This window comes from Methanofollis sp. W23, assembly GCF_017875325.1.
Lineage (GTDB): Archaea > Halobacteriota > Methanomicrobia > Methanomicrobiales > Methanofollaceae > Methanofollis.
This window is the reverse complement of sequence record NZ_JAGGMN010000001.1, coordinates 2,420,841-2,434,591: the sequence shown is the minus strand read 5'-3', so window position 1 is coordinate 2,434,591 and position 13,751 is coordinate 2,420,841. Positions and strand designations below refer to the sequence as shown.

The 13,751-nt window shown below is 56.8% G+C and carries 9 protein-coding genes; 2 read left to right on the top strand and 7 right to left on the bottom strand.

Going from position 1 to position 13,751, the window contains the following annotated elements; translation table 11 throughout:
- The first annotated feature begins 503 nt into the window (after positions 1-503).
- Complete coding sequence (locus J2129_RS10455; RefSeq protein WP_209630812.1) at positions 504-992, top strand: molybdenum cofactor biosynthesis protein B; 489 nt, start codon at positions 504-506, stop codon at positions 990-992.
- Positions 993-2,457: 1,465 nt separating this feature from the next.
- On the opposite strand, the gene cgi121 is transcribed toward J2129_RS10455, so the two are convergent.
- The 7 genes from cgi121 to J2129_RS10420 all read right to left on the bottom strand — a co-directional run bounded on the left by cgi121 (position 2,458) and on the right by J2129_RS10420 (position 10,154).
- A complete protein-coding gene (gene cgi121, locus J2129_RS10450) occupies positions 2,458-2,964 on the bottom strand; it encodes a KEOPS complex subunit Cgi121 (protein ID WP_209630811.1) in 507 nt (168 codons plus the stop codon).
- Positions 2,957-5,161, bottom strand: coding sequence for an ATP-dependent DNA helicase (locus J2129_RS10445; protein WP_209630810.1), 2,205 nt, complete (start codon positions 5,159-5,161; stop codon positions 2,957-2,959). The genes cgi121 and J2129_RS10445 overlap by 8 nt, the downstream gene beginning before the upstream one ends.
- Positions 5,162-5,261: 100 nt before the next feature.
- On the bottom strand, positions 5,262-5,804 hold the full coding sequence (locus J2129_RS10440; protein ID WP_209630809.1) for a KH domain-containing protein: 543 nt from the start codon (positions 5,802-5,804) through the stop codon (positions 5,262-5,264).
- 5 nt (positions 5,805-5,809) lie between these two features.
- Entirely contained in the window at positions 5,810-6,607 is a 798-nt protein-coding gene (locus J2129_RS10435) for a serine protein kinase RIO (protein ID WP_209630808.1), read from the bottom strand.
- 14 nt (positions 6,608-6,621) lie between these two features.
- The gene (locus J2129_RS10430) at positions 6,622-7,563 is read right to left on the bottom strand and encodes a tyrosine--tRNA ligase (protein WP_209630807.1); all 942 of its coding nucleotides are present in this window, start codon (positions 7,561-7,563) and stop codon (positions 6,622-6,624) included.
- Between the two features lie 35 nt (positions 7,564-7,598).
- A complete protein-coding gene (locus tag J2129_RS10425) occupies positions 7,599-8,618 on the bottom strand; it encodes a type II glyceraldehyde-3-phosphate dehydrogenase (RefSeq protein WP_209630806.1) in 1,020 nt (339 codons plus the stop codon).
- Between the two features lie 498 nt (positions 8,619-9,116).
- Positions 9,117-10,154 carry an acyltransferase gene (locus J2129_RS10420; protein ID WP_209630805.1) on the bottom strand — a complete coding sequence of 346 codons (1,038 nt, stop codon included), beginning with the start codon at positions 10,152-10,154 and terminating at the stop codon, positions 9,117-9,119.
- A 781-nt stretch (positions 10,155-10,935) separates the two neighbouring features.
- Here J2129_RS10420 and J2129_RS10415 point away from each other — a divergent pair.
- On the top strand, positions 10,936-13,419 hold the full coding sequence (locus J2129_RS10415) for a PKD domain-containing protein (RefSeq protein WP_209630804.1): 2,484 nt from the start codon (positions 10,936-10,938) through the stop codon (positions 13,417-13,419).
- Positions 13,420-13,751: the final 332 nt, after the last annotated feature.

Sequence of the window (13,751 nt, the reverse complement as noted above, 5' to 3'; positions counted from 1 at the left end):
GAGATCAGAATTATGAGGGATCAGAATTATCAGAGATCCGACAATCAATCTGACAATCAGAATGATCTGGCGATCAGAGTTGTTGATGATCAGAGGTATCATCTGAGGAGATCAGCGGTATGATCACGGAGGATCTGTCTGTGATCAGTATGATCGAGGGTGATCCTGGGTATGATCATGGGAGATGTGGCCATGATTGGGGGTGATCCTGGGTATGATCAGGGGTGATTTGAGGTCTGATCGTCCATGATCTAATTATGATCAGGAGTGATCTCGATCTTTTATTTAAACGAGGAGAAAGGGTTTCATGTGGTTTTAACCTCTTCCTGGAGGTTATCTCATGGGGGATGAAGCCGGGATCATGGGTCGAGAATGAGTAAAACACTCCTATTTTTCTCTGCTCTTCGTTTCTTTTGTTCCAGTGGAAATAAAGGGGTCGGGGTTCTCTGTCGTCCACAAGTGGTATCTGGGGGTAGGGATCAATCACTCTGGGAGGACTCCTGATGAAACCAGAACATATCAAAGATATCGAGGTGACCGTCGCGGTGGTGACCGTCTCCTCGACGCGGACCGAAGAGACCGACACAAGCGGGAAGGCGATCCGAGACCTCCTTGAGGCGGCAGGGTATCGTGTCGTGCACACCGCGATTGTAAAAGACGATCTCCAGGCGATCAGGGCCTCGCTCTTCAAATCGCTCTCGGTGGCCGATGCCGTGATCTTCAATGGCGGGACGGGGTTGACCCCTGACGACTGCACCATTGAGGCGGTGGAACCGTTCTTCGGGAAGAAGATCGAGGGGTTCGGGGAACTCTTCAGGATGCTCTCGTATAAGGACATCGGGACTTCGGCCCTCCTCTCGCGTGCCGCCGCCGGAGTCGCCGGGGGAAAAGTGATCTTCTGTGTTCCAGGATCGACCGGGGCGGTCACCCTTGCCACCGAGCAGATCATCGTCCCTGAGTTGCTGCATATCATCTCACATGCACAGGGATAGATTATTTTTTCTTTTTGGTGCGGGGCGTGCCGCTCGAAGGTTTGCGCTCAGCCCTCGAAAACTCATAATTTTAGCTCTGTAGAAATCCTCACTTCTCGTGTGGAAAATGTGTGTCATCCGCCTTCCCATAGCCTCGCGCCGGGGGCGCTCCCCCCGACCCCTGGGAGGAAGATAGGGGCGGGAAGATATTATGGGAAATTGTGACGAGAGTGCTGCCATCCTCGACCTATCTTGACGCGGGGGGTGCGGGGGGCGGCCAGCACCCCGCCAGAGATAGTCATCAAGAGGATTTCTACAGGGCCATAATTTTCTCAAGTTCCCTTCGGTCACACCTCGAAGCTCAGAGACCTTCTCATGTTCACTTTGCTCATATCTACCACACGAGAGAGCGAGGACTGCAGTGCCCTATGCCCTCCAGTCCCAATCTTCATCCAGAGGGTGTGGGAAGATGAGATGATCAGATGTCCCGCCCTCAATCGCAGGATTGTCACTGATGTTTTTGAACCTGCTGGCGCTTGTTCTCCCCACAATGAGGACGAGCGAGGATGGTCATCCGATATCGTCCCGCGTGGTATGTGCTCAGAAGGAGGATCACACATCAGTGCACGATCCAAAGGTCTACAGTCATGTTTATCCCGCATGCGTGAGCCCCAGGTTCATGCCCAATCGCTATGAGGTCATCCCAAAACTCTCCAGATCTCCCCCACTCAGAAGAGCGCGGTAGATATGGTGAGGAAATCCTCCCCTTTTCCTTGCAGATCCATGCATGCATTCTTGTCTTTCCAGACCCCAGGTGGAGGATAGGGCGTAATACTCCAGGAAGGAAAGCCTTCAGTTCGAGACGATAGTCTCTTCAGGTTTGCATCAGTGTTTGAACTCGTAATATTATGTTGAAGATGATATGGGGAGGATAGAAAATTCTTCATATGGATCGACTCTCCCTATCGTAGAGTCTTCACCGTCATCTCGCGCTGGGGGAAATTCCCTGGACCTCCTACGGACCGAAGATAGGTCAGGGCGGTGATGACACGAACTCTCCATCAGTTCCTCGGTCTTGAAGTTGAGCGATCAAGCGACGAAAAATTTTCATCCCATATGCGTGAACCCGGGGTTCATGTGGAATTTTACAGAACTAAAAATTGAGAATTATTCTTGAATTTGTTCTCACTCATTTCCCCCTTGAACTCCCTGATGAAGATTGAGCAGAGAAGGTAGCATGGATCACCATGAAGAGGGTTCCTTGGGGGCAGGGGCAGCACCCCTCTGTGGCGGGGGGTTGCACCCCCTGGTCCCCCGCCGCACGGTATGTCGAGGATGGCGGCACTTTCATCACAATCCCCCATTATGCCTTTCCGGTCCCGTCATCATCTCAGGGGTCCGGGGCAGCGCCCCCAGGACGGAAGTGTAGGAAGGTAGGTGAGTCGCGTTCACTCCAGGAATTGGTGAGGATTTCTACAGGGACGAATTATCGGTTTATCTCGAGAAGGGCGACGCGCTCGTAAACGAGAAGTGTGATCCTTCCGTCTGCGGCTTCAAGTTCTTCCTCGGTGATCTCGAAGCGCTCCATCAACCGCGCCTGCCTGGAGGGGTCGATCTCCTCCCAGTCCTCGTCCGCCCACCTGACCATCTCGCCTAAGGTCTTGGCGGCCTCAGGGGAAGGTGGGCAGAAGCAGACATAGGAGCGGTTCGTACCCTCGTGAAGCCCGATCTCGGTCCCGATCCGGCACTGCCGCGTCCCGGCGGCGTACAGGAGGGCCTCCATCTCCAGCGACCTTGAGATCGCCCGGCCTTCCCGCCATGAACGCACCGCATGCCTCACCGCCTTCTCGGCATGCCCACGTCCGGCCATCTCGTCCGCGTCAAAACAGATGATATGGGTCTGGTACATCTCGGCGATCCCGGCCATCTTCTTCAGGAAGCCCGGGAGCGAGTCCACCTTGATGACCGCCTCTTTCACTTCACACTCATTCATGGTTGGTTCCTCCGAATGCACTCAACGAAGTCTGGTGTTCGCCTGGAGGTTCTGGGATCGGTTCGTTGACCTCGTTCACATCTGGATCAACTTCTTCTCCCTCTTCGACCTTCCCGCCCGCCTGGACGATGACACTGGCCGCGGTCTTCTCACCAAGGACAGGGGCGAGTCTCCTGACGCCGGCGTTCTTGAGATCTTCAGGGGTGGTGAACCCTGCATTGAAGAGCCTTCTCGCCCGCACCCGCCCGATCCCGCGGAGTTTGATCAGGGGGAGGAGTTCACGCTTGATCCCGTGCTTCACCCTGGTCCCCAGTTCGGCGATCGAGGTCTCGAGGTCAGGGGCGAAGAGGTGGGCAAGACGGGAGGTGGCGTAGATGAGCCAGACTGCGGTCTCGACCTTGTTGTGGATGTCGCCTGGCCCGACATTGAAGCGCTCGCAGATCATCTCGTCGGTCACCTCCTCGCCCCAGTTGAGGAGGAGCATGGCGGTCTTGACACTCTGGAGGAAATGCTCGCGCTCGTCATATCCGTACGGCACCCCGGTCCAGAGGTCGTCGCGGTGACTGGCAAGGAAGTGGTCGACGACCTCGTAGTCGGCCTTGCGCAGGAAGAGGGTGAGCATGTCAGGGGTCTCGCAGAGGAGTTCGAGCACCCCGAAATCTGAGAATGCGGGCTGTAACCTCAGCGCCTCGACGACCGCCTCGGCCGTCCTCGGATCGATATAGAGTCTGGAGACCAGGTTCCCATACGTGGTCCCTTCGAGCCACTCGTCGAGTTCGTCGACCATCTCTGCCCTTACCAGGTCGTCGACGACCCGCTCGACCGTCTCCTGGATGGTCGAGTGCTGCCCCTGGTGCTCGTAGGCATAGAAAGTCGTCTCCATAAAGTCGAGCACCTCGGCGCGGCTCTTTGCAAACCCGGTGGTGATCAGAGAGAGGATATGGGACCTGAGAGCGTTCTCGGCATTGCACTGCGAGTGGACCTCTTCAGGCGGCGCCTCGATAAAAGTCTCAAAGAGATCTTTCCCTTCGCCTTCCCCTTTTGCAGTGAGCACCGCCTCGCCATATGGGTCGAGGTGGGGCCGCCCGGCCCGCCCGGCCATCTGCTTGTACTCGCCGACCGGGATCCTGGCCATCCCGTTCTGGCCGAACCTGAGGTGATCGCGCACGATCACCCGTCTGGCAGGGAGGTTCAGGCCTGCGGCAAGGGTCGGGGTCGAGGAGATGACCTTGATCGCCCCTGCCCTGAATCCCTCCTCGACCTCGTGGCGTTCGGCGGCGGCGAGCCCCGCATGGTGGAAGGCCGCCCCGCCTTTCACGCAACGCGCGAGCGTCCGGCCCAGTTCGGTCGAGGCCCGCCCGTTGATCCGGTCGGCCGCCGATTCGAGGGCTGGGTCGGAGAGATCTAATTTTGATGCCGCCCTCTTTGCGAAGGCCTCGGCATTCCGCCTGCTGTTCACAAAGACCAGGCACTGCCCCCCCTCGTCGACGGTGTCCAGGCAGAGGTTGAGGGCATCGTCCTTCGAGGGCGCCGGCACCCTGCGGGTATGGTCCTCGAAGTGGATCGCCCCCTGCCAGTAGACCCCCTCGCGCAGGTCGACCGGCCGCCACTCGCTGGTCACCAGTGCGGCGTCCAGCCACCCGGCCATGGCACCGGGGTTTCCGACCGTGGCCGAGAGGGCGATCACCTGCATCTCCGGGTTCCTGCGCCTAAGTTTGGCGATCACCATCTCAAGGGTCGCCCCGCGGTCCTCAGACCCGACGAGATGACACTCGTCCACGACGAGCAGGGTGATCTCCCCGAGCCACGGCGCCTTGTTCCTGAGCAATGAGTCGACCTTCTCAGAGGTCGCGACGATGATGTCGTTCCTGCCCAGGTAGGCGTCGCGCCGGTCCAGGTCCCCGGTCGCCACCCCGACCGCAAGCCCCTTCTCAGAAAAGTCCTCGTACTTCTCGCTGGCCAGCGCCTTGAGCGGGACGATGTACAGACACTTGCCCCCCACCCCCACCTGGCGGTGCATCGCCATCTCTGCGACGATGGTCTTCCCGCTTGCGGTGGGGATGGCGCAAAGAAGATTTTTTCCGTCGAAGATCCCGCACCTGACCGCCTCCTCCTGTGGCGGGTAAAGGTTCTTGATGCCCTTTGTCGTGTACGATTGTTTGAGGGGCGCCGGGATGGGGAGGTCAGTCACTTTCATATAGACCCCTTTATTTCCACTCCACACTTGAACATTTGATTCCAGATCGTGAGATATATAGAGTAATTTGTATATCTCTTTCCATTGGCAATAATGCCAGTCAGTAGTAATACCCCAGCATGTCCTCGCGCGCTTCGCGCCGCTTCTTCTCAAGGAAGGAGAAGACCGTCTCGTGCTGGGCACCATTGATCAACATTTCGATGGCGGCCCGTGCGGTCCTGAGTTTTTCAGGCATGCCGATGAGTGTCACCGTCTTTCCCTGGACCGAGATCTCGACCCTGGTCATGTCTTCGATCTGCTGACGACCCTTCCCGGCCTTGCCGATGATCCGTCCGCGCAGACGTTCCTGCTGTTTGGGGGAGGGGTCGATCTCAGAGAGATCGATGATCTCAATGGCCATATCCTCGTCCTCGAAGAGCACGAAGGCCCGCTCAGGAGAGAACCCTCGTGCAATGGCGGTGACCACATCCGCGGCCCGCAGCACCCCGAAGGCGTCCTCGCCCTCGATATGGACGTCGCCCTCTTCGCTGTCGATCCTGATGGTGCTCCCGGTATTCTCTTCGATCTTTCTCTTCGTGGCTCCTCCTTTTCCAATGAGGGCGCCAATCCGTTGCGTTCCGATCTTGATCTCCTGTATTGTCATCTCATTCACCAATCTTTCTTCTCGCGGAGTGGTCTGATCGCCCCGCCGGTCACCTGCTCCATGAGCACCTCCTCGTCTTCCACCTCGCAGAACGAGGAGAAGAAACGGTTGATGTTCCTGATATCCCTGACCAGGAAAGTGCCGGCATTCGGGTGCTCGCGGGTGACCGCCTGGCCCATATCGATGATATAGGGCCTGTTGTCCACCCAGAGTATATTGAATTCGCTCAGGTCCCCATGGACGAGGCGGGCCTTCTGGTACAGCGTCGTGATGTTCTCGATGATCTCGCGATAAGTCGCGTCCGGTTCAGGGAGGTCGATGTACCGGATCTGGGGCGCCGGCACCTCGTCTTCGCCGAGGAACTCCATGATCAGGATGTTGCGGTCGAAGGCATAGGGCTCAGGGACCGGGACGCCGGCCTCATATGCCCGTTTGAGGTTTGCAAACTCTTTCCTCGTCCAGGTGAAGACGATGTCCTTGCGTGTCCGGCGGACCGAGACAAACCTCGGGTCGCCGATGATGTAGTCGGCCATCGCCTTGAAGTTCGCCGTCCGCATCCGGTAGATCTTGATCGCAACCAGGTTCTCGTCCCGCTCGCCCAGGAAGACATTTGCCTCTTTTCCGGTAGAGAGCGACCCCCCCACCGCCGAGAGTTTTTTCTTGTGGACAAGCCGGTACAGGGCGAGGAGGGTCACCTCGTCGAAGACCTCTCCTCTGACCTTCCTGGCGTCTTCGTCTTTGATCCTGACGCCCAGTTCTTCGAGTTTCCTGTCAAAGTCCCGTCCGTCTCTGTCCTTGCCCATACTTTCCTCTCACCTTATACGACGGCGTCGTGGACCCCGGCGAGGATCTCGACGAGGTAGTCAGCAGTCATGTTCTTGAGGTCCAGCGGGTGGATCGTCCCGCCGGCGTACGCTGTCTCGGCCTCGGCGTAGGATTTAAATTCCAGGTCGCCGCCGAACTTTGCCGGGCGGTGCATCGTGACCGTCTCGAAGCGGGGGAAGACATGATGCTGGAGCACCTGGAGCACCGGGTTCTCCTCGATCTCAGGCGGGCAGAAGGCCTTTTTCATCCGCTTCCTGATCGTCTCCTCCGAGTCTGCGACCGAGATGAGGTTGCCGGCAGAGGAGGACATCTTCTTCCCGTCCAGGCCATTGATGATGGGGGTGTGGATGCAGACCGGGGCGGAGTAGCCCATGCCAGGGAGATGCTCGCGGGCGAGCATGTGGATCTTTCTCTGGTCGATCCCGCCGGCCGCAGCGTCGACCCCGAGGAGGGCGATGTCGGCCATCTGCATGATCGGGTAGACCATCTGCGAGACGGCCGGGTGGTCCATCCCGCGCCCGACCTCGTCCATCGAACGGTGGGCGCGGTTGACGGTGACCTCCTGGGAGAGCTGGAGGACCAGAAGTTCGTACTCGGGGTTGAGCTGGAGGTCGGTGCCCATCACGTAGTTCGCTCCTGTCAGTCCCAGGGCCTCGAAACACCGGCGGTTGTACTCCGCGGTCTCCCGCACCTCTTCCAGCGTGCCTTTGTGGTTGAGGAAGGCATGGAGATCGGCAAGGAGGACGGTCACTTCAAATCCGGCCTTCTGGAGGTCTATGAGTTTGTTGATGGTCACGAGGTGGCCGAGGTGGATCTCGCCGCTCGGTTCGTAGCCTGCGTAGACTCGCTTGACGGGCTTTTCAAGGAGAGCCCGCAACTCCTCGTCGGTGACGATCTCGACAGTATTGCGTGTGGCAAGAGAGTATGGATCCATAAAAAGAGTTGGGGTGCTATGAGGATTAAACTTCTTCAGATGGCACGGAACCCGAGGGCCTTGTTGGTCATGCTGATCGAGGTTGCGGCGTCCCCGGCGCCGTTCATCATCGCCCTGATCGCGTCGACGTTCTCGACGACAACGTCGGCTTCCTGGTGAATGGCCTGGAACATGAAGAGTTCCTTCCCGACAAACCCGATCGAATCGGCGAAGATGCAGTTCTCGTACAGGTCGGCGCGCGGGCGCCCCATGTCCTGCGCGAACTCTTTCAGTTCGGCGGTGCTCTTGATCCCGGTGGCGCTCCTGACCAGTCCTATCCTGGGGTGTGCCTCGATGATCTCAAGGATCTCTTCCCTGGTGGCCTCTGTCTTGAGTTCCATCTGGAGGGCGTGCATATGCATGAAGGTGGTGGGGACGATCATCGCCATGGTCGTGATCTCGATCTGCGGGAGGACGCTCTGGACGTCAGGGCCGTGGTGGCTCGGGATCTCCACGGGGTTGAGGACGATGGCGTCGACCGGGCCTTTCTTCACTTCACCGGGGTCTGAACCGCGTCTGACCATCGTTGCCCGTACTTTCTGTACTCCAAAGCCTTCGTCCACCGCCTGGATGATCCGGCAGAGCCCGGTGGTGTTGCAGGAGACCACCCTGGTGAACTGGCGCCCTTTCGCCTCTTCGAAGTTGCAACTTGAACAGAAGGAGAAGCCTGCGACCTCGTGGTCCTCGCCGCCCTGCCAGATCGCCTTGACGCCGTGGAGTTCATACAGCTTCTTGTTCTTCTCTCCGATCCCGCCAGGGGTGGCGTCGACGACGATGTCGGCCTGCTTGATCATCTCGGTGACGTCACCGGCGACCTTGATCCCGGCCTCCTCGAAGAGAGGCTTGCGGTTGATCTCAGTGATGTAGAGGGGGTAGCCGCGCTGGTTCGCGACGAAACCTTCAGCGCTTGGCTTCGTCTTCGAGACCCCAATGACCTCCATGTCGGGCTGAGCGGCGACTGCATCGGCGACACGTTTGCCGATGGTGCCGTATCCGTTGATTGCGACCTTGATCATGCAAAGCTTCAGTGACAACAGAACACTATAAAGGTTCCCTCTTGGAGTCTTCAGAGGGTACAATTTACCGGTCTGAGACCTTGAGGGCAGGTCGGAGGTCTGGCGATCTCTGAGTCTGAGTGTTCGAGGTCGTGGGTTCGCTTGTCTCTCTTAAAACTCTCATGGATTTTATTTCCTGCCGGGGGCAGCGCCCCTGGCAGAAGCCTATGGGAAGGCAGACAAGTCGCGCTCACACGAAGTATAGGTGAGGATTTCTACAAGGCCAAAGAAATGGCTCTCTAAAAACTCTCATAGATCTGTCAGAGTGGCTTTCTGATCGCGTGGGTTTTTCCTTCTCTTCCTGCCGGGAGCGAGTTGCCGCCCTGACCCCAGGGACGACGATGGATCCGGGAAGGCATAAGGGGCGAACATGAAGAGGGCGTTACTGTCCTCGACTCTATTGTGTCGTAGCCCGCCCCCTGTCAGAGAGAGCCATCAAGACGATCTCTCCAGAGGTCTTCATTTAAAAAAGAACCGGCCTTCAGGCCATGGGAAACGTCCAGGGGTCAATTGCACCTGTTTCAGGGCCAGGGCCTTCTTCTCGATGAGGTTCCAGGAGAGGTAGGCAAGCGGGAAGGTCAACCCGATCGTGAGAAGACAATAGAGCCAGAGCGGGAGAGCGGTCCCGAGCAGGACGATGAGCGTCTGCTGGATTGGGTAGGCATAGATGTAGACGCCATAGGAGAAGTCCCCCTTCTTTCCAAACCTGTTGAGGGCGGGTATCTTGAGGTGAGCAACACAGAGGACAAGGTACGGGACGGCGATCAACGCGGCAAACTCATAGAGCGGACTCGAAGCAGCAACGATCAGGAGGCCTGCCAGGATACAGGCCACTGCCGGGTGATACTGGTGATCAGAGTGATGTAGGGCAAGATATGCCCCGATAAGGAAATAGAGGGTAAACCTGACCTTCGAAAGGCTTGGGTCCGGATAGAAGAGAATCCATATCAGGAAATTCACCAGGATCAGACCCAGGATGACCCCTTTTTTCCTGAGACATCCTATGACCCCGAGGAAGGCGACGAGGATGTACATTCCGAACTCCACCGGGATCGTCCAGAGTGAGGCATTGACAAATGTGACCGGGTTCTGATCGAAGAGGCCGATACATGCACCATTGTTAAAAAATGGCAGCGCCATCAGGGATTCAGGGGAGAGGAGGGCTATGAAATATTCGGAAAAAGAGAAGGTCGTTGCAATGGGGCCAATAATAATGAGCGTGAAGATGATCGCGGGTATCAGGCCAGGAAACACTCTGAGGATCCTCTTCCACATAAACCGTTTGAGATCAGGCTGATAGGTCCAGCTCAGCGAGATCAGGTAGCCGCTGGTCACGAAGAGCGAGGCAAGGGCGGTGGTCCCGAAAAATATCATCGGGTCAAATCGGTACATCGACTCATATCCGATCTGGAGTGCATAGGCATGAGATATGATGATGACCAGCGCTGAACTGAGGCGCAGAAGATCAAAATTGTTCTCATGCCTGGCAGAGGTCATATAGAGAAAAGGTGTGTGAAAAGGATATAAGCCCTGTCGCTCCGGGGACTCGCGAAGATCTTCTCTCCCCTACCTGGCCAGAAGATCTGGTTCTTGATCAGGATATGGCCCTGATTCTATGATCGACGGGTAGAGAAAAGACCTCTCTTTTGGTTCTGGAGAGACCCCCGTCGATCTCTCAGAGTGGCCTTCTGATCACATGTCTTCCAACATGCTCGCGCTGAGGAGGTGCACTCCTATACCTCCACCATATGATTTGGTCGAGGACGACAGCACTCTCTTTGTGGTCATCTATTCTGCTTTCCCCAACCCAATCTCCATCCTCGGGGTGCGGAGGCGTGCCGCCTCCGGGCTCCACACGATGAGGATGGGTGGAGGCGGCGAATAGAACATGGTTTCCATTGATTTTTCCCGGGAGAGCAAGGGGTTTTCCGGGGTTGTTTTTGTCATTTGTAGGGATCTCCTGGCCTCAGATGATCGTGATGTACGTTTTGATCGCGCTCGAAGAGCGCAGGCCCATGCCGATTATCTCCTGATTGGGAACGCACCCGATATATAAACCGTCCCCATATTGGCCAGGGAATCTTTCTCTTCTTGAGATATTATATGTAGTCTCGGAGTATAATAAACATTATATACTATATTGGGTATCCACTACGTGCTGGGCGGATTGCTCAGACTGCATCTCCGGGCTGCGGGTATCTCTCATTTCCCACTCCACATCATGTGCCTCCTGTGGTCCGGGCATGCGTCAGATCCCTTCTGCCGATGAGGTGATGCAATGAGTAAGATCATACATTGGAGGTGGCTACCAATTGTAGCCGGCCTCATGATGGCCCTCTGCTGCTGTGCAGGAGTTGCAGCAGGGGCGCCAACTGATCCGGTAGAGATTACCGGTCCAACTGAGATCACAGAACCAGGACATTATATACTCAAAAACTCGTTCTATGGAGCCTACAATGGTACGTTCATTACGATAGGTTCGAATGACGTCCTTCTCGATGGTCATGGTTATACTATCATGACCAATGGCACCGGTTCAGACCGTACCGGGATCCTGGTGGAAAACAGGGGAAATGTCACGATTGCAAATGTGTACCTGAATAGTTTTGACGAGGGGTGCGTGGTAAGGGGTGGAACAGGTGTTGAACTCCTGGGTGCAAATCCTCTTAACTGTGAACGTGTGGGGATAAAACTTGAGAACACTGCGGGATGTACGGTCCATAAGTGTACGATCTCAGAGAACAAGGGTCCAGGGCTTGAGATCATAGAGGGTGCCGAGAACACCATCTTCAACAACCGCTTCAAGAACACAGAGAATGTCAGGTTATCAGGTCAAAACATATACGTCTGGAATCAAACAAAGACGGAAGGAGAAAATATCCTTCTTGGTCCGTACCTTGGTGGGAATTTCTGGGCGACACCTGACGGCGATGGATGGTCAGAGACCCATCCTGACAGTGACAGTGATGGCATCTGTGAAGAGCCCTTTTATTTAACCGAGAATAATGTCGACTTTCTCCCGCTCCATCAGAGCCAGCCAGGGGCTCCTGATCTCAGGGCCGACTTTACCGCGAATGTGACTTCAGGCGAGGCGCCGCTTGCAGTGCAGTTCACCGACAATTCGGCCGGCGCCCCGACCACCTGGGCATGGGACTTTGGTGACGGCGCCAACTCGACCGAACAGCACCCGAGCCACGTCTATGCCGCACCCGGACCATATAATGTCACGCTCACGGTTTCAGATGGAGAGTTGACAAAGACCGAGGCTCGCACCTGGTATATCGACGTGAAAGAGTCCACATCACCGGCGCCTCTTGAGGCCAACTTCTCGGTCGACATCACCGCGGGCGAGACGCCGCTGAAGGTGCAGTTCACCGACACCTCGGCCGGCGACCCGACTACGTGGGCATGGGACTTTGGTGACGGCGCCAACTCGACCGAACAACACCCGATCCACTACTACCAGACGCCAGGGACCTACAATGTCACGCTCACCATCTCTGATGGGACAAACGATGACACCTATGTGATGCCCGACTCTCTTGAGATCACTCCTTCGTCCAGGCCTCTTATGGCGAACTTTACCGCATATGAGACCACGGGCGCTATGCCTTTCGTCGTGAAGTTCATCGACCTCTCGACCGGGAACCCGACTGCATGGTCGTGGGACTTTGGTGACAACGGGACGTCAGATATCCAGAACCCGGTCCATACCTACGAGGAGGCTGGCACCTACAATGTCACGCTCATCGCCTCGAACGGCACTGCAAACCGCACCCTGACCATGAAGGATTATGTCACGGTTGAGGAGTCTGCACCAAAGCCCATTGCCGCAAACTTCACCGCGGACACCACCTCAGGGAAGACTCCACTCACCGTCCACTTCAATGACACTTCGACCGGGAACGTGACCACCTGGGAGTGGTCCTTCGGGGATGGGACCGGGAGTTCCTCGCTCCAGCACCCGACCTATGTCTACAAGAAATCAGGGACCTACACTGTCTCTCTCACTGTCTCTGACGGCGAGACAGATGACACCCTGACCCGAGAGAGTTATATCACAGTCACCACCCAGTCCACCCGCCGCTCGAGTTCAGGAGGTGGGGGAGGCGGCACTTCCTCGAATGTGGGGGTACGGAGTGGCTTGAATTCAGGTGACTCGGTTGTCTTCACTTTCAAGGGGCTTGGTGTCTCAGAGGTCAAGGTCACTGCCGCCGACCGTATCGACGGGATCAGGCTCTCTCTGAAGAAGGCTTCTGATGAGCCGGAGGGATTGGAGACCGCGGTCTACCAGTATCTCCTGGCAGACATGACCTATGCGATGGAAGACGACATTGAAGAGATCGTCTTCTCCTTCGACGTCCTCAAGTCATGGCTCAAGGACCATGATGCCGGTGCAGGAGATATCGTGCTCTGGTGGTACGATGATGAGACCTGGCAACCGCTCAGGACTGAAGTGGTCAAAGAGACCAATACTCGCGTGTACTATCAGGCGGTCAGTCCTGGCTTCTCGTACTTCGCGATCGCCGTCGGTGAAGGGATGACGATCATCCCCGAGGGGGCATTGTCAGAGAGCGGCCTCGATGCCGAGGAGACAACTGTGCCAGAAGAACCCGAGACCACCGACTCCGTCCTGTCTGAACCAACAGGGAACGTGACTACGACCGAGACGACCGCGCAGCCCGCGTCGCCCGGGGTTGTGGGAGTGGTGTTGGCCCTGCTTGCCGTGGGGCTTGTCGTCCTCTTTGTGAGGCGGCGATAAATTCTTCTTTTTTTGGCTCTGTAGGACCTGCATAGATCTGTCAGAGTAGCCTTCAGATCACATGCTTTCCCACTTCGGCCGCACCAGGGGTTGCACCCCTGGACCCACGCCACACGATTGGTCGAAGGCCGTATTACCCTCTTCAAGAACTTTGAATGTGCCTTCCAGCCCCAATATTCATCCCCGGGGTCATGGGGCCGCGCCCCTCGCGCGGAGATGTGGGAAGGCGGAGGAGTTATGTTCGCACCAAGAAGTGGTGAGAGATTCTACAGAGCGCTTTTTTGATCTCTGCCCGCTGATCTGAGGGGATCAAGGATCCATTATAATCTGGA

Bases quoted from the DNA above. Each gene is read 5' to 3' on its own strand.
- J2129_RS10455 (WP_209630812.1), top strand. From the start codon at position 504: ATGAAACCAGAACATATCAAAGATATCGAGGTGACCGTCGCGGTGGTG.
- cgi121 (WP_209630811.1), bottom strand. From the start codon at position 2,964: ATGAATGAGTGTGAAGTGAAAGAGGCGGTCATCAAGGTGGACTCGCTC.
- J2129_RS10445 (WP_209630810.1), bottom strand. From the start codon at position 5,161: ATGAAAGTGACTGACCTCCCCATCCCGGCGCCCCTCAAACAATCGTAC.
- J2129_RS10440 (WP_209630809.1), bottom strand. From the start codon at position 5,804: ATGACAATACAGGAGATCAAGATCGGAACGCAACGGATTGGCGCCCTC.
- J2129_RS10435 (WP_209630808.1), bottom strand. From the start codon at position 6,607: ATGGGCAAGGACAGAGACGGACGGGACTTTGACAGGAAACTCGAAGAA.
- J2129_RS10430 (WP_209630807.1), bottom strand. From the start codon at position 7,563: ATGGATCCATACTCTCTTGCCACACGCAATACTGTCGAGATCGTCACC.
- J2129_RS10425 (WP_209630806.1), bottom strand. From the start codon at position 8,618: ATGATCAAGGTCGCAATCAACGGATACGGCACCATCGGCAAACGTGTC.
- J2129_RS10420 (WP_209630805.1), bottom strand. From the start codon at position 10,154: ATGACCTCTGCCAGGCATGAGAACAATTTTGATCTTCTGCGCCTCAGT.
- J2129_RS10415 (WP_209630804.1), top strand. From the start codon at position 10,936: ATGAGTAAGATCATACATTGGAGGTGGCTACCAATTGTAGCCGGCCTC.